14 protein-coding genes are annotated in these 14,943 nt (G+C 42.5%); 8 read left to right on the forward strand and 6 right to left on the reverse strand.

Features of this window, described 5'->3' with window-relative positions; translation table 11 throughout:
• Positions 1–12 precede the first annotated feature (12 nt).
• From L2730_RS17655 to L2730_RS17675, 5 genes are all read right to left on the reverse strand, one after another.
• A complete protein-coding gene (locus L2730_RS17655) occupies positions 13–1,344 on the reverse strand; it encodes a transglycosylase SLT domain-containing protein (RefSeq protein ID WP_248975804.1) in 1,332 nt (443 codons plus the stop codon).
• A 92-nt stretch (positions 1,345–1,436) separates the two neighbouring features.
• Positions 1,437–2,033: an LPP20 family lipoprotein gene (locus L2730_RS17660; protein ID WP_248975805.1), complete on the reverse strand. Its 597-nt coding sequence runs from the start codon at positions 2,031–2,033 to the stop codon at positions 1,437–1,439.
• Positions 2,034–2,042: 9 nt separating this feature from the next.
• Complete coding sequence (locus L2730_RS17665) at positions 2,043–3,083, reverse strand: hypothetical protein (protein ID WP_248975806.1); 1,041 nt, start codon at positions 3,081–3,083, stop codon at positions 2,043–2,045.
• A 32-nt stretch (positions 3,084–3,115) separates the two neighbouring features.
• Positions 3,116–4,084 (reverse strand): LPP20 family lipoprotein, encoded by a 969-nt coding sequence (locus tag L2730_RS17670; RefSeq protein WP_248975807.1) that lies wholly within the window; start codon positions 4,082–4,084, stop codon positions 3,116–3,118.
• A gap of 15 nt (positions 4,085–4,099) precedes the next feature.
• Positions 4,100–4,849, reverse strand: a complete 750-nt coding sequence (locus L2730_RS17675) for an ETEC_3214 domain-containing protein (RefSeq protein ID WP_248975808.1) — start codon at positions 4,847–4,849, stop codon at positions 4,100–4,102.
• Positions 4,850–5,111: 262 nt separating this feature from the next.
• Here L2730_RS17675 and L2730_RS17680 point away from each other — a divergent pair, with 262 nt between their 5' ends.
• The 6 genes from L2730_RS17680 (at position 5,112) to L2730_RS17705 (ending at position 11,269) form a co-directional block, all read left to right on the forward strand.
• Positions 5,112–5,576 (forward strand): GNAT family N-acetyltransferase, encoded by a 465-nt coding sequence (locus L2730_RS17680; protein ID WP_248975809.1) that lies wholly within the window; start codon positions 5,112–5,114, stop codon positions 5,574–5,576.
• A gap of 24 nt (positions 5,577–5,600) precedes the next feature.
• The gene (ybaK, locus tag L2730_RS17685; protein ID WP_248975810.1) at positions 5,601–6,068 is read left to right on the forward strand and encodes a Cys-tRNA(Pro) deacylase; all 468 of its coding nucleotides are present in this window, start codon (positions 5,601–5,603) and stop codon (positions 6,066–6,068) included.
• Between the two features lie 147 nt (positions 6,069–6,215).
• On the forward strand, positions 6,216–6,461 hold the full coding sequence (tusA, locus tag L2730_RS17690; protein WP_248975811.1) for a sulfurtransferase TusA: 246 nt from the start codon (positions 6,216–6,218) through the stop codon (positions 6,459–6,461).
• Between the two features lie 31 nt (positions 6,462–6,492).
• Entirely contained in the window at positions 6,493–6,942 is a 450-nt protein-coding gene (locus L2730_RS17695; RefSeq protein ID WP_248975812.1) for an MOSC domain-containing protein, read from the forward strand.
• 235 nt (positions 6,943–7,177) lie between these two features.
• Positions 7,178–10,372 carry an amidohydrolase family protein gene (locus L2730_RS17700; protein WP_248975813.1) on the forward strand — a complete coding sequence of 1,065 codons (3,195 nt, stop codon included), beginning with the start codon at positions 7,178–7,180 and terminating at the stop codon, positions 10,370–10,372.
• Between the two features lie 225 nt (positions 10,373–10,597).
• Entirely contained in the window at positions 10,598–11,269 is a 672-nt protein-coding gene (locus tag L2730_RS17705) for a hypothetical protein (protein ID WP_248975814.1), read from the forward strand.
• A gap of 3 nt (positions 11,270–11,272) precedes the next feature.
• On the opposite strand, the gene L2730_RS17710 is transcribed toward L2730_RS17705, so the two are convergent.
• A complete protein-coding gene (locus L2730_RS17710; RefSeq protein ID WP_248975815.1) occupies positions 11,273–11,836 on the reverse strand; it encodes a DNA-3-methyladenine glycosylase I in 564 nt (187 codons plus the stop codon).
• Between the two features lie 117 nt (positions 11,837–11,953).
• On the opposite strand from L2730_RS17710, the gene glyQ reads away from it, so the two are divergent.
• Both glyQ and glyS read left to right on the forward strand, forming a co-directional pair.
• Positions 11,954–12,859, forward strand: a complete 906-nt coding sequence (gene glyQ / locus L2730_RS17715; protein ID WP_020910253.1) for a glycine--tRNA ligase subunit alpha — start codon at positions 11,954–11,956, stop codon at positions 12,857–12,859.
• 11 nt (positions 12,860–12,870) lie between these two features.
• Complete coding sequence (glyS, locus tag L2730_RS17720) at positions 12,871–14,940, forward strand: glycine--tRNA ligase subunit beta (protein WP_248975816.1); 2,070 nt, start codon at positions 12,871–12,873, stop codon at positions 14,938–14,940.
• Positions 14,941–14,943 lie beyond the last annotated feature (3 nt).

The raw sequence follows: 14,943 nt of genomic DNA on the forward strand, positions 1-14,943 counted from the left end.
TTGCTCAAAATATTAAATCTTATTTTGATAAAGTTCGATACGGCTACTGACCTTCTTCAGATAATGTTTAGTTTCGTCATAAGGAAGATTATGGAGTAGGTGCTGATAAACTTCATCTGGTGCCATCTTGTTAATCACTTTAGCCGCCTTTCTGATATTTCTCGCACCATCAGCATTAAACGCTTTAGCAACGTTACCAGCGCCAGTGTTATATGCAGCAATCATGCAGTACAAACGGCTCTCATCGTTCTCAATAGACTTGAGGTAACGCTTATTCAAAATATTAAGATAAGCGGCACCCGTTTCGACATTTACATCAGGAACATACAGATCACCGGAAGACATGGGTTCACTAATCTTTCTCACGATCTGGTTTACATCATAGCCCGCTGTTGTTGGCACAATTTGCATCAAACCATAGGCTGGGATTGGTGAAGTTGCTTTGGGATCAAAGCTCGACTCAGAATGAATAACCGCCATAATTAGTGCTGAGGAAATTTGCCACCTTTCCCCCTCCTCCTGCGCGAAATCAACCACAGCATTAGCTCTTGAGCTCAAACCATTCTTAGGCAATTTTACTTTGTATTCGACAATCTTCTTTGCTGTTAGTTTTGCAGTCTTCTCTGCACGCTGCTTATCATAATCATCAGCAACGGCAATTAGACGCTCTTTAGCGACCGCCAGTAACTTTTTCTTTTTCTGAATAGTGACCTGCTCAATCATGTCGATAGATAAGCTATCAGCCTTAGTCAGCTGGACTTTATCCGACTCTTTATCTATCTCTACTAACTGGGCTTTTGTTTGCTCTATGATGACTTGTTTAGCTTGTTTTTCATTTTCAGCAGAGAATGCCACTGGGGTAACTTTAACTGCAGCAACAGCTTCTGGTTCAAGTGCAGTAATAACTTTAGATACATTAGACTCTGGAGTTGCGGCTAATGCAGCAACTTGCTTCTTAAGTTCAGCTTTCGCCTCATCATCAGTGGTATTGCTATCAACCAGGATTGAAACTGAAACCTCGTTATTATCATAATCGATAATCGATTTTACAGTTTGGTCTGCAGAGTACTCCACACTCTTATGTGGCTCAGATATCTCACCAACACCCCACTTTTTTATAATTTCGGCTCTGTACTGGTCAAACTCTTTAAGATATTCAACTCGCCAATTTTCATATTCAGCCATGTAAGCAAAAACAAAATCTTGATATTCCTTATCCTTTTGCTCTTGAGTAAAACTAGCTTTATCTATTTCAGTATCAATTTCTGCAAAGCGATCTGCTGCAAAAACCGACGGTGCACTCAACATTAAGCAGGTCATCAAACCTGTAAAACGAGTCTTCATATTGAATCCTTTCATCACTGCCCGCAATGTAAAAAACCTGTAGAAAGCAAGAAGGAAGCTAAGTGCTTCCCTCTTCTCTATCTAGGTTATGATTAAAGTTTCTGTAACGTAGAAAGTACCGCATCTAGCTCTTCAGCAGCTTTCTTGTTGTTAAACTTATTCCACAGCTCAGGATCTTTCTTGCCCGCAGCGGCAACCACTTTTGCTAGGTTTTCATCGTAGGTGACTTTATCCATGCCCACTAACGTATATAGTCCGCCACCAGGGCTACGCTGAGTAACGATCACTCGGCTATTAGACAAGGTACGGCTAGTGACGTTTTTAGTCACAGACTCAAAATACTCATTAACCTCTTCAGACACACTTTCAGTGGTCGAAATCACATTCGCTTGAGTGGCTTGCTTGAACAGGGTATTAACGTTTGACTCAAACTGCTGAGCTAACCTTGCACGCGCATCGTTAGTCGCTACATCGCGCATAATACTTAAGCCAGCAACACTTTTCTTAGCGTAACCAACCGCACCCATTTCTAAACCTTCAGGCATTACATCACAGACCCAACGCGGCGCGCTCACAGTTGGAGCGTCTGGATAAAAGCAGTCTATCTGCTGCACGTTCTGCACAGTGTCGTTACTTGAACAACCGCCTATTAATCCCAATATAGCTGTTGTAATTAGTACTTTTTTCATTTTATTCCCTTAAAAGCTAAATGTTTTTGACATTGTTTCAGACGTTTTATGGCATAAACTAGCGAAAATTGACAAGTCATTACAGGCATCTTCAAACTTTACTTTGACAGTATCACCACGTTTTACCTTACCCGCCATATCGTTATCAATAATTACCCAAGAATGATTTGGTTTAATGCCATGCTCAGCATTATTAATGACTTCACCTTCACCGTAACCACTGGTTTCGATTTCAATTTCACCCGCGTAGTTAGTAACTTTCTCATGGGTAATAAAATCAACATCCCACTCAGGTTCAACACCATGGCTGCTGCCCATATCGATACGTACCATAGTGCCGGCATCACACTGTCGCATCTCTACAATGCTTGCTCTTGGTGCTAATAAGTTTTTCAGATCATCATTACGAGTCACTGAATACTTGGCCGCTTCAGCAACCATACTATTGATCTGGTCGTTAGAAATTGGGCATCGAGAATTACTTGTCTCATATGAGTGAGTACTATCTCCAATAAATTCAATTTGATCTAGTGTTAACATATCAGGTAATGATACTGCTTTAGTACTTGCCTCTATTTTGGCCTCGAAATGACATGCAGCCGCGACGTATACCCGCTTATCTTCAATGGGGTCGTAAGCTTTGTGAGCAGCCTTAAATTCACGAGAAAAACTAGCGACACCGATATCGGTAAATATGGCAAAATCTGCCACCGGTACGCCTTCAGAGCTATATACTCCGCTTGCTTCAGCTATCTGTAACTCTGATTTCAATTTCTTAGCTAAACTACGATCCACAATTTTAGAACCAGTAATATCAACTTGCTTCGTCAATGATTGATGAAAAGAGGCGGTAATATTTCTTGCTGTTGAAGTATCGACCTTTAGATCCGGCTCAAAAATAATAACTTTAGTACTAGCAGTACCCTTAACCACATGACTACTTACAGGTAACTCAACTCTAGTCGATACTGAACAGACATTAGGGCCTGTTGACTTACAACCCGTTACCGCAGTTAACACGGCTAATGCAACAAAAGCTTTTTTAAACATATTGATATCCCTATTCAATTATATAAATTTTACTAAAGCCCTAAAGCTTTCCAAAAGTCCTGCTCTTTTAACTCGGCAGAAAAACGGCGAGAGGCACCTTCATTGGCACGCTCATAACTGGTTACAGAATTAGCATTGGCTATAATTTCATTACTAGCCAAAGTGCTACCACTCTGATTTTTAAGTATTAAGTTAACTTGGACGGTTGAAATATACATATCTGATATGTAGTTCTTACGCCAATCGGTATCTAGAATAAGTTGATGGCTATAGTTGCTTGATGAGCCGTCAACAACTTGTATATTGAAGTCTGTAAAATAAGCCGTAATTGATTTTTTCATCAGCTGGTCATTGGCAGTCGCTGCAATTGCCACTTTTATACCTGAATGCACCTCTGCCACTTTTGCTTTTAATTGAGGGATAAGATTTCTGGAAGCCTGTTTTTCAGAGGATAATGCGGTCAGCATAGATAACCGACTCGCCATGTTTCGTTCGAGTGTCGTCACATCAGCATTTTTCAGCCACCAAACGAGAGGATCCATCTGTGGCAAGCTATCGAGTTCAAACTGCGCTTGTTGATTGTAGCTTTCAATGTCAGCAAGCAGTTGGCTGTTAATTTTTGCCTTATCAACCACTGCCTCAACATAGAAGGTTTTACCAACCTGTTGTGCCTTAGAGAATACAACACCATTAAGCACCACTGCTAATGTCTTAGTATTCACGCTAAAGTCATTAAGCTGCTGATAATGTTCACGGCCATTGATGTCGTTTGCAATATTACGGCTTAAACCTTTCGATTTTACTTCGGTCCATAGTTGCTGGTTAAGGGCACTCATTGCCTTTTGTTTAGCTTTATCAAGTGATGCAGCCTCACCAACAGCAACGAGCGATGCACTATTTGTCGTTACAGAATTCAAATACCAATTAGGAGCCTTACTTGTTGATTGGCAGGCAGCAACTAAGGTTAGCCCTAAAAATATAGCGCTTAGTTTTAGATTCATTCTTCATCCTTGATGTTAATCTATTTTTAAAAGTGTCTTATATTCAAAGTGAGTTAATAGCCCTTCAACCATCACTTTGGGCGCAAGCTCAGTAACAGCAAAATAGTTTGGAGTAAGCTTGCGGCTTGTGGCTAATGCAGTGCTCATATCCTCAACGCCCCGATCTAAGTCAGCATTGAGCGTCTTTACCGCATGGCGATCAGCAGGACTAAAATCACCGTAGTTTACAGCCCCCAAAATTAGGTTATAGAACATTACCTTTTTACCTAAATCGTGAGCTTCAGCGTAATACTCAAGATTATTTGCATCAGAAAAGTAACTATCAGTTTGAGAAAAAGAGTGTTCTAGCGAAGTCGATAATAATGTCTGGGATGTATAGGGAATTGAGACTTGAAAATCAGGATTTAAGCCAACCACAGCATAGCCTGATAAACGCTTATCTTTAATGACTAGCGTGAGTTGGTATTTCTTATTGCTGTAATAAAAATAGACAATATCGGTATCAGACTTGGATTTTTTGGATACATGCGGATCACCAAAAACACTGGTAATGTAAGCTTGAGTTTGGCCGACATGCAGAGTAGAAAGGTGCTTGTACTCTATGTCGTTTGTCCAATTAGCGATAACAGCTTCATAGGCACTACTAACAGCATCTTTAGTGTCATTCCACTGCCCTAATGACAACATAAGCGCAACAATAGTTAACGCTATACTTTGTAGCTTACTCCAGAAACTAACCTTGGTAGGTTTCTCAACATTATCCATGTCGATTTAATCATCCTTGAATCTACACATAAGAGGAATCCCCCTCTCAACAATAAATCCAATGTATCACAACAACTTAGATGAAGTTAAGTAAAAAGTCTAAATTAAAAAAAATAGCTAATACTTTCATATTGTGGCTTTTATCCCGTCATCAACTATGTATATTGATTAATTGGCAAGATAAAAAACCACTATAATTAACAGCATTCTATTAAGAAAAACATTAACAAATGTCAAATTAACCGGCTCAACAAGGCGCAAGATGATGCAACTACTTTTACTATCGGAAAGACCGGAATCGATAGCGAAAATCGCGAAGTGGTATAGTGACGAATGGGGCTATATTGGTGAAGGTCGCAGCACTGCGGAGCTTGAGAAAAAGCTCTCTGAATACCTAAATGACGACAAACTGCCGCTAATTATGCTGGCACTTGAAAATGAAAAATTAATAGGTGCAGCCCAGCTACGTTTTCATGAAATGGATATCTATCCCGAAAGAGAACATTGGTTAGGCGGAGTCTATGTCGAATCGGCTTATAGAGGGCAAGGTGTTGCAGAAAGATTGATTAAGGCTATCATCGACAAAGCGAGCTCATTAAAGGTGGCAAATATAAATCTGCAGACAGAAAATATGGCCAGCGGATTGTATTCCAAACTTGGCTGGCAAGCAGTAGAACAGGTCACCTATCACGGAATAAAAGTCTTAGTTATGGAAAAATCTATTTAGCGAGCCCCAAGAATAAGGCCAACAATGACACCTGCAATAGACCTATTGATTAAACATAAAATTGCTCATCAGATACATGAGTATCAACATGATCCGGCCTGCCAAGCATATGGCTTAGAAGCAGCGGAGAAAATAGCTGTACCAGCAGAACAAGTATTTAAAACATTAGTCGTAAAGCTCGACGCTAAGCAACTGGCCGTTGCCATTATTCCTGTTGCTGCAAAGCTGAGTATGAAATCAATAGCCAAGGCAGCCAAAGCTAAAAAGGCAGTGATGGCTGAAGCGATAGAGGTGCAACGAAGCTCTGGTTATGTATTGGGTGGCGTCAGCCCCATAGCTCAAAAGCGACAACTCCCTACCTTCATCAACGACTCATGCTGTGCGCTAGAAACCATTTATATTAGCGGTGGTCGCAGAGGCTTAGATATTGCTTTGTCACCAACTGATTTACAGCAGTTACTAAATGCTAAATACGCTGCCCTCACTGTTTGATGGCAATCCTTAAAAGGTATGTTCCACGTGGAACATTCAGCTTATAGTAAACAGAGTCAATCTCACAAAACCCAGTAATCAACTTGGATAACTAACGGCTCTGGAGTAATATTAGCCTCCTCTGTTTAATCGTTCTACCGAGGCATTATGAGCGACCAATTTAGTAACGCACAACATCAACTCGATGCATTAGGACTTAGGTGTCCAGAACCTGTAATGATGGTGCGTAAGTCTGTAAGACGTATGAACGATGGCGAGACTCTATTGATTATTGCCGATGATCCAGCAACTACTCGTGATATTCCAAGCTTTTGTGAATTCATGGATCACACGCTGATCGCCAGCCAAACAGAAGCGACTCCTTATCAGTATTTGATAAAGAAAGGCCTTTAAAGCTCTTCAACCGGACATAGGGATTTATCCGATGACAAAACTTATTGGTATTGCATATAAAACTGAAAAACGCGGCGCGATGATCACAACCGAACACGCTGCGGTCACCCAAAGCCATGGAGTCGAAAACGATATTTTCGGCCGCCCAGGTAAACGCCAAGTTACTGTGATGTCGGTACAGCAATGGCAACTAGCTTGTAACGAGGTACACAAAAATCTACCTTGGTTTACTCGTAGAGCAAACCTGTTAGTTGATGGCATTAGCTTTTCTGCACAAGACCAAGGAAAACAGATTGCCATCGGCGAACTTATTCTCGAGATAACCGGTGAAACAGATCCTTGTAAGAAGATGGCAATGGCTTACCCAGGGTTGGAAAAAGCGCTGTTGCCAGACTGGCGAGGTGGAGTCACCTGCCGCGTCTTAAATGATGCTAGCATTGCGATAAATGACTCTGTTTCCCTAAAAGCATCAGCCGAGTAAAACAAGGGCCGCATCAAAGGTGCGGCCATCCCCTCCCAATAGATACAGTAGTAAGTTAATTTACACCACCAACTCACTACCCCATTAAACTCTCGACTTCCGCCTTTAACTAATTGAAACAGAATTTATGTTTTACTGTTAACAGATTTATGCGATAACTGTTACCGAAATTGACACCTAGATTACAAGCAATACTGTCACTCCTGAACAACTACAAAAAAAACATAGGAATAGCATGTTAAAAAATAAGCTCACCCCCCTATATGCAGCCATTGCGCTAAGTTTCAGCATGCCCGCCTTAGCCGAAGAAGATAAGAAATCTTGGCAGGTGAATGCACCCGCAAATGCGCCACTACAACAAGTTAAAATTGATGTCACAGAAGGCACATGGATGAATGTCAGTGTTAGCCCTAACGGCAAACACATAGTGTTCGACTTGCTTGGAGATATCTATCAGATCTCAACAGACGGTGGCGAAGCAACGCCACTTGCAAAAGGCATCGCATGGCAGATGCAGCCAGTATATAGCCCAGATGGAAAATACATTGCTTTTACTTCAGATGAAGATGGCGGCGATAACATTTGGATCATGGAGGCTGATGGCAGCAATCCGCGGCCTGTGACCACAGAAACTTTTCGCTTACTTAACAGCCCAGCATGGAGCCCAGACGGACAATATCTTGTGGCTCGCAAGCATTATACCGGTAGCCGCAGTTTAGGTGCTGGTGAGGTTTGGATGTACCACGTTGCTGGCGGTGAAGGGGTAAAGTTAACCGAACGACCAAATGAACAGAAAGACTTAGGTGAACCAGCCTACTCGCCAGATGGCCGTTATATCTACTTCAGTCAAGATGCCACACCAGGTAAAACATTTCACTACTCTAAAGATTCAGTAAAAGGTATCTACAAGATCAAGCGTTACGATACCGAAACTGGTGATATTGAAGTACTGATCCAAGGTACGGGCGGCGCAATTAGACCAACACCGAGCCCTGATGGAGAAAAACTTGCTTATATTAAGCGGGATGGCTTCCAGTCTTCGCTTTACCTATTAGATCTTAAGTCAGGTAAAACAGAAAAACTTTACGGTGAGCTTGACCGCGACATGCAGGAAACGTGGGCAATTCATGGTGTCTATCCAACCATGAGCTGGACAGCTGATAACGATGAAATCGTATTCTGGGCCAACGGTAAGATTAACAAGCTAGATGTAGAGTCAAAATCAGTTGCACAGATCCCTTTCAGTGTTAAAACAGAACGAGCGGTTCAGCCCGCTGTTCGCTTCCAACAAGATCTCGACAAAGATGTGTTTGATGTCAAGATGCTGCGTATGGCTCAGGTTTCACCTGATGGTAAAAAAGTAGCGTTCGAAGCACTGGGCAAGATCTGGGTCAAGAGCTTACCTGATGGAAAAATGTCTCGACTAACTAAACTTGATAGTGAGCTTAGAGAACTATTTCCACAATGGTCTCGCGACGGCAAGAAGATAGTATTCACCACTTGGGATGACCAACAGCAAGGCACAGTGAGTCTTGCTACAGTTCGTAATAAGCGAGTCAAGGTTCTGACTAAAGAGCCGGGCAAATACGTTGAGCCCACCTTCTCTCCTGATGGCGAAACCATTGTTTATCGTAAAGCTAAAGGTGGCTACATTACCCCACGTACTTGGTCACAAGAAACAGGGTTATACCAGGTAGATATCGACGGCGATAACAATGTTAAGATCACTGCCTCCGGTTACCAACCGCAGTTTGGCGCTGACAATGAACGTGTTTACTTTATGGAAAGTGGTGAAACGCCGCAACTATCTTCTATAGGTTTAAATGGTTTTGAAAAGCGTGTGCACTACACCAGTAAACATGCAACAGAGTTTAGAGTATCACCTGACGGCAAGCAGTTGGCCTTCGCTGAGCGCTTTAAGGTCTTCGTGACTCCTTTCGCTAAGCATGGTGAAACAGTTCAGATTGGCCCAAAAGCGAATAACTTACCGGTTACCCAACTGAGTGTTCGTGCAGGTGAAAGTATCAGTTGGAACAATGACAACAACCAGCTTTATTGGACGCTCGGCCCAGAGCTATATCAAGTGAAAGTAGATACTCAATATGGCGAACAAGCTGAAGATGAAAAAGTAAAACCAACAATTACTGATCTAGGTTTTACTAAAAAAGCCGATGTTCCACGTGGAACAATTGCTTTTGTTGGTGGAAAAATCATTACAATGGAGAATGATCAGATCATCGACAATGGTACGGTTATCGTAAAGGATAATCATATTGTGAGCGTTGGTTCATCCTCTGTAATCGATATTCCAAGCGATGCTAAAGTTATCGACATAACAGGCAAAACTCTGATGCCGGGCTTATTCGATGCACACGCCCATGGCGCTCAAGGTGAGAATGAGATTATCCCTCAGCAAAACTGGGAGCTGTACTCTAATCTATCTTTGGGTGTCACAGCGATACATGATCCATCAAATGATACCACTGAGATTTTCGCCGCTTCTGAGCAGCAAAAAGCAGGTAACATTGCCGGCCCACGTATATTCTCTACTGGTACAATTTTATACGGTGCAAATGCTCCGGGTTATACCTCGCATATCGACTCACTAGATGATGCCAAATTCCACTTGGAACGTCTGAAGAAAGTTGGGGCATTTAGTGTTAAAAGTTACAACCAACCACGACGCAACCAGCGTCAACAAGTAATCGCTGCTGCGCGAGAGCTAGAGATGATGGTTGTTCCTGAAGGTGGTAGCTTACTACAACACAACCTCACCATGATTGCTGATGGCCATACAGGTATAGAACACTCATTGCCAGCTGCTAATATTTATAGCGACATAAAGCAGTTCTGGGGCCAAACAGAAGTTGGTTACACACCAACTCTTGTTGTAGCTTACGGTGGTATTTCTGGTGAAAACTACTGGTACGACAAAACTGATGTTTGGGCTCACCCACGTCTATCTATGTATGTGCCATCAGATATTCTTGATGCTCGTTCAATGCGTCGCCCTACTGCACCAGATGAACATTACAACCATTTCAATGTAGCTCGAGTCGCCAATGAGCTTAACGAAATTGGCATCAAGCCAAATATCGGTGCACATGGTCAACGTGAAGGTCTAGCAGCACACTGGGAAATGTGGATGTTTGCTCAAGGTGGCATGAGTAATCTTGAAGTACTTAAAACAGCAACCATTAACCCAGCGAAACACTTTGCGATGGATCACCAAATTGGTTCAATCAAACAAGGTAAGCTGGCAGACTTAATTGTGATTGACGGGAATCCACTTGAAGATATTCGAGTAACGGATCGGGTTACTTACACCATGGTAAACGGTAAACTTTATAATGCCGAAACAATGGACCAGTTAAATGGTGGCAACAAAAATCGCGGAAAAGAGAGAAAACCATTCTTTTTTGAAAAATAGAATTAATTTATAAATTTAAATTCTGAGTAACTTAACTCCGGTTTAAATATTTCAGGAAAATTAATTTTTGTTCTAAAAATGAGAATAAAGTTGCTCTCTAGCAAAAAAGGATGTTCCACGTGGAACATCCTTTTATTTTTAGTATGTACTTTTATAAAAAGAGTTATTGCTCTATGGTATAAAAAAGGAACGGAGTTCTTAGTTAAATTTAAGGGAATATCATTAATGAGAATAATCAACGTCATCGCCTTGCTATGCGTAAGCGTATCTTTAACCATTCTGCTGACAAGCTACATTCTAAATAAACCAAGTGTGACTTCTGAGCTTCGACCTGCAACATCTGTCAACAAAGGAAACACAAGCCCTGAAAAAACTAGAGAGAGCGTCTTCTCCAACAATAAAGAACACGATAAAGCTGACGAGCAATTCACCCACTCTGTGACCGAAAACCTAGACACCGAAGATGAGCCAAATAAATACTCTCATCTTACAGATCATCAATCCATCGATGCATTCTTTTTCAATGTTCAAGGAGAACTCAAGGCTGGAGCAGTAAAAACGGTACTGACTACCGATATCAAAGATTTCATTGAACACATTTCCGAATTACCACTCGATAATGAACAAGCAAGTAGAAGACAAGGCCTACTTAATCAACAACTATTGGCCTTAAAAGACAGCAATATTTATGACCAACGCATAGCTTGCGCCGGAAATGCTTGCATACTCTCTTTGATAACCGATGAGCTCACAGCTGAAGGCAAAGCTCACTTAGCAGAGTTTGATTCCAATATCAGCTTTATCAGTGCCAATACAAATGATGCTGGAGAATTAGAATTTAATGCTATCTATTTATACGATGAAGACCCATCGCATTTAGTCATTGCATCACCTTAGTCATCAGCATTTCTTATAACAAAAGCAATCCGTGGTGTGGTCATTGACCATGCCAACAGCTTGCATAAAAGCGTAGCATATTGTCGGTCCGACAAAGTTAAAACCTAGCTTTTTAAGTGCTTTCGACATCGCTTCAGATTCTGGTGTTTGGGCTGGCACTTCTTTCATCGACCGTGGATTATTCACTTTAGGCTTGCCACCAACAAAATCCCATAAAAACGCTGAAAAATCATTACCCTGCTCTACAAATGCTAGATAAGCTTTTGCATTTCTAATAATTGAATTTACCTTTAAGCGGTTACGAACAATACCGGGATTAAGCAGTAACTCCTCAACCTTATCGGCGTCGAACAGGGCGATAATTTCCGGGTTAAAATTGGCAAATGCAGCCTCATAGTTTTGCTGTTTTTTCAGGATCGTAATCCAAGACAAACCAGCTTGCTGACCATCGAGACAGAGCTTTTCAAATAGCTCCCGACTATCAAATACCGGCCTACCCCATACTTGGTCATGGTACTCCTCATAGATAGGATCATTACCCACCCAAGCACAACGTATTACTTCCATAGTACAAATCCCATAATTTTAACCAACCAGATAAAAAATAACCTACATAAGCGCTATTCTACAAGGTATAATCGAAACCATTTTCTATTTAGGCTTCCAGGCAGTAGACAAGCGGATATGACGACCAAACACGACGTAAAAACATTCCAGGGTTTTATTATGACCCTACAGGAATACTGGGCGCAGCAAGGTTGCGCAATTGTTCAACCATTAGATATGGAAGTAGGTGCTGGCACATTCCACCCTATGACTTTCCTAAGAGCGCTAGGCCCAGAGCCGATGAGTTGTGCCTATGTACAACCAAGTCGTCGTCCTACCGATGGCCGCTACGGTGACAACCCAAACCGTCTACAGCACTTTTATCAGTACCAAGTCGTACTAAAACCTTCACCAGATAATATCCAGGAGCTATATCTTGGATCGTTAGAAGCAGCAGGCATCGACATGAACATCCATGATGTTCGCTTTGTTGAAGACAACTGGGAATCACCCACTTTAGGTGCGTGGGGACTTGGTTGGGAAGTGTGGCTGAACGGTATGGAAGTTTCTCAATTTACCTACTTCCAGCAAGTTGGTGGACTAGAGTGTAAGCCCGTTACAGGTGAGATCACATACGGCCTAGAGCGTCTTGCTATGTATATCCAAGAAGTGGATAACGTTTATGATTTAGTCTGGACTGACGGCCCGATGGGCAAAGTCATGTATGGCGATATCTTCCATCAAAATGAAGTTGAGCAATCAGCTTATAACTTTGAACACGCCAATGTTGAAGTCTTATTTAGAGCATTCGATGACTGCGAAGTTGCTTGCCAACACCTGCTTTCATTAGAGAAGCCGCTCGCCCTACCTGCTTATGAGCAGGTAATGAAAGCCTCTCACGCATTCAACCTGCTAGATGCCCGCCATGCAATCTCTGTGACTGAGCGCCAGCGTTACATTTTACGCGTTCGCACCATGGCCAAAGGTGTTGCTGAAGCTTACTATCAATCTCGTGAAGCACTTGGCTTCCCTATCGGTAAGTAGAGGATTAACTGATGAATTTTGAAAACTTACTGATTGAAGTCGGTACAGAAGAACTGCCACCAAAGTCACTGCGTAAATTGGCAGAGTCTTTTCTTAGTAACTTTACTGACGAGCTGAAAAAAGCTGAGCTGACTTTTGAGTCTGCGGTTTGGCATGCAGCGCCTCGCCGCCTAGCGATAAACATCAACCAACTTGCACTTGCTCAAGCAGACAAGGTAGTTGAAAAACGTGGCCCAGCTGTCGCACAAGCTTTTGATGCTGACGGTAACCCAACCAAAGCTGCCATGGGCTGGGCTCGTGGTAATGGTATTACTGTAGAACAAGCAGATCGCCTTAAGACTGATAAAGGTGAATGGTTACTGCATCAAGCAAAAGTGGTTGGTGTTGAAACTAAGAGCTTGATTGCTGCAATGGCGCAGCGCTCATTAGACAAATTACCTATTCCTAAGCCGATGCGTTGGGGTAGCAATACCACCCAGTTTATCCGCCCAGTACACACTGTTACTATGCTATTAGGCAGTGAAGTGGTTGAAGGAGAACTATTAGGTATTAAGTCTGATCGTATCATCCGCGGTCACCGCTTTATGGGTACGCCAAGCATAGAGCTTGATCATGCAGACAATTACCTCTCAGTACTAAAAGAGCAAGGTAAAGTCGATGCAGATTATGAAGCTCGTAAAGCACAGATAAAAGCTGATGCAGAGGCTGCAGCCGCTAAATTAGGTGGCGTAGCAGATCTAGAAGATGATTTGCTTGAAGAAGTGACTTCGCTTGTCGAATGGCCTGTTGTATTAACGGCGAGTTTTGAAGAAAAGTTCCTCGACGTACCTGCTGAAGCCTTGGTTTATACCATGAAAGGCGATCAAAAATACTTCCCAGTATTTGATGATGCAGGTCAACTATTGCCTAACTTCATTTTTGTTACCAATATCGAATCGAAAGATCCGCAACAGATTATTTCAGGTAACGAAAAAGTGGTTCGCCCTCGCCTAGCTGATGCTGAGTTCTTCTTCGAAACAGATAAAAAGAACAGCCTTGAGTCACGCCTTAGTAGCTTAGAAACCGTTGTGTTCCAAAAGCAGCTTGGCACCATCAAGCAACGCGTTGAACGCATCTCTACATTGGCGGCATACATTGCCACCAGCATCGACGCTAATAGCGAAGAAGCTGCTCGTGCAGGTCTACTGTGTAAGTCAGACTTGATGACTAACATGGTGATGGAGTTTACCGACCTTCAAGGCACTATGGGCATGCATTATGCGCGTCTAAATGGTGAAACAGAAGCGGTAGCAGTTGCACTATCTGAGCAGTACAAGCCTAAATTCTCAGGCGATACAGTGCCTACTGCCCCCGTATCTATCTGTGTTGCACTGGCTGAAAAGCTCGACACGCTGGTGGGTATTTTTGGTATTGGCCAAGCGCCGAAAGGTGCTGCTGACCCATTCGCACTGCGTCGTGCTGCAATTGGTGTATTGCGTATCTGTTTAGAAAATAACTTACCACTTGATCTCGTCGATTTGATTGCTAAAGCACAAGAGTTACATGGTGAAAACCTCACTAATGACAAAGCGCCTGAGCAAGTACTTGAGTTCTTTATGGGGCGTTTCCGAGCATGGTACCAAGACCAAGGAATTAGCGTTGATGTTATCCTTGCTGTATTGGCTCGCCGTCCTACCGCTCCAGCTGACTTTGAAAGCCGCATTAAAGCAGTGGCACATTTCAGAACACTAGAACAAGCCTTAGCGCTCGCAGCAGCAAACAAGCGGGTATCAAACATCTTAGCGAAAGTTGAAGGCGAGCTGCCAGCAACTATCGATGATGCCTTACTGGTTGAAGCAGCGGAAAAAGCACTTGCTGCTAAACTTGCAGAGCTACAGCCACAATTAGCACCGTTATTTGCAGCTGCTAACTACCAAGAAGCACTGGCACTACTCGCTAGCTTGCGTGAAAGCGTAGATACCTTCTTTGAAGATGTCATGGTAATGGCTGATGATGAAGCTCTTAAGAACAACCGCTTAGCGTTACTTTCTAGCCTACGCGATCAGTTCTTACATGCTGCAGATATTTCATTGCTACAGTAAATC

The organism is Shewanella kaireitica (genome assembly GCF_023284045.1).
Lineage (GTDB): Bacteria > Pseudomonadota > Gammaproteobacteria > Enterobacterales > Shewanellaceae > Shewanella > Shewanella kaireitica.

Excerpts from the sequence above, each read along its gene's own strand:
- L2730_RS17670 (WP_248975807.1), bottom strand. The coding sequence starts at position 4,084 with ATGAATCTAAAACTAAGCGCTATATTTTTAGGGCTAACCTTAGTTGCT.
- glyQ (WP_020910253.1), top strand. The coding sequence starts at position 11,954 with ATGACGACCAAACACGACGTAAAAACATTCCAGGGTTTTATTATGACC.
- L2730_RS17665 (WP_248975806.1), bottom strand. The coding sequence starts at position 3,083 with ATGTTTAAAAAAGCTTTTGTTGCATTAGCCGTGTTAACTGCGGTAACG.
- L2730_RS17680 (WP_248975809.1), top strand. The coding sequence starts at position 5,112 with ATGATGCAACTACTTTTACTATCGGAAAGACCGGAATCGATAGCGAAA.
- L2730_RS17700 (WP_248975813.1), top strand. The coding sequence starts at position 7,178 with ATGTTAAAAAATAAGCTCACCCCCCTATATGCAGCCATTGCGCTAAGT.
- tusA (WP_248975811.1), top strand. The coding sequence starts at position 6,216 with ATGAGCGACCAATTTAGTAACGCACAACATCAACTCGATGCATTAGGA.
- L2730_RS17675 (WP_248975808.1), bottom strand. The coding sequence starts at position 4,849 with ATGGATAATGTTGAGAAACCTACCAAGGTTAGTTTCTGGAGTAAGCTA.
- ybaK (WP_248975810.1), top strand. The coding sequence starts at position 5,601 with ATGACACCTGCAATAGACCTATTGATTAAACATAAAATTGCTCATCAG.
- glyS (WP_248975816.1), top strand. The coding sequence starts at position 12,871 with ATGAATTTTGAAAACTTACTGATTGAAGTCGGTACAGAAGAACTGCCA.
- L2730_RS17660 (WP_248975805.1), bottom strand. The coding sequence starts at position 2,033 with ATGAAAAAAGTACTAATTACAACAGCTATATTGGGATTAATAGGCGGT.
- L2730_RS17655 (WP_248975804.1), bottom strand. The coding sequence starts at position 1,344 with ATGAAGACTCGTTTTACAGGTTTGATGACCTGCTTAATGTTGAGTGCA.
- L2730_RS17705 (WP_248975814.1), top strand. The coding sequence starts at position 10,598 with ATGAGAATAATCAACGTCATCGCCTTGCTATGCGTAAGCGTATCTTTA.
- L2730_RS17710 (WP_248975815.1), bottom strand. The coding sequence starts at position 11,836 with ATGGAAGTAATACGTTGTGCTTGGGTGGGTAATGATCCTATCTATGAG.
- L2730_RS17695 (WP_248975812.1), top strand. The coding sequence starts at position 6,493 with ATGACAAAACTTATTGGTATTGCATATAAAACTGAAAAACGCGGCGCG.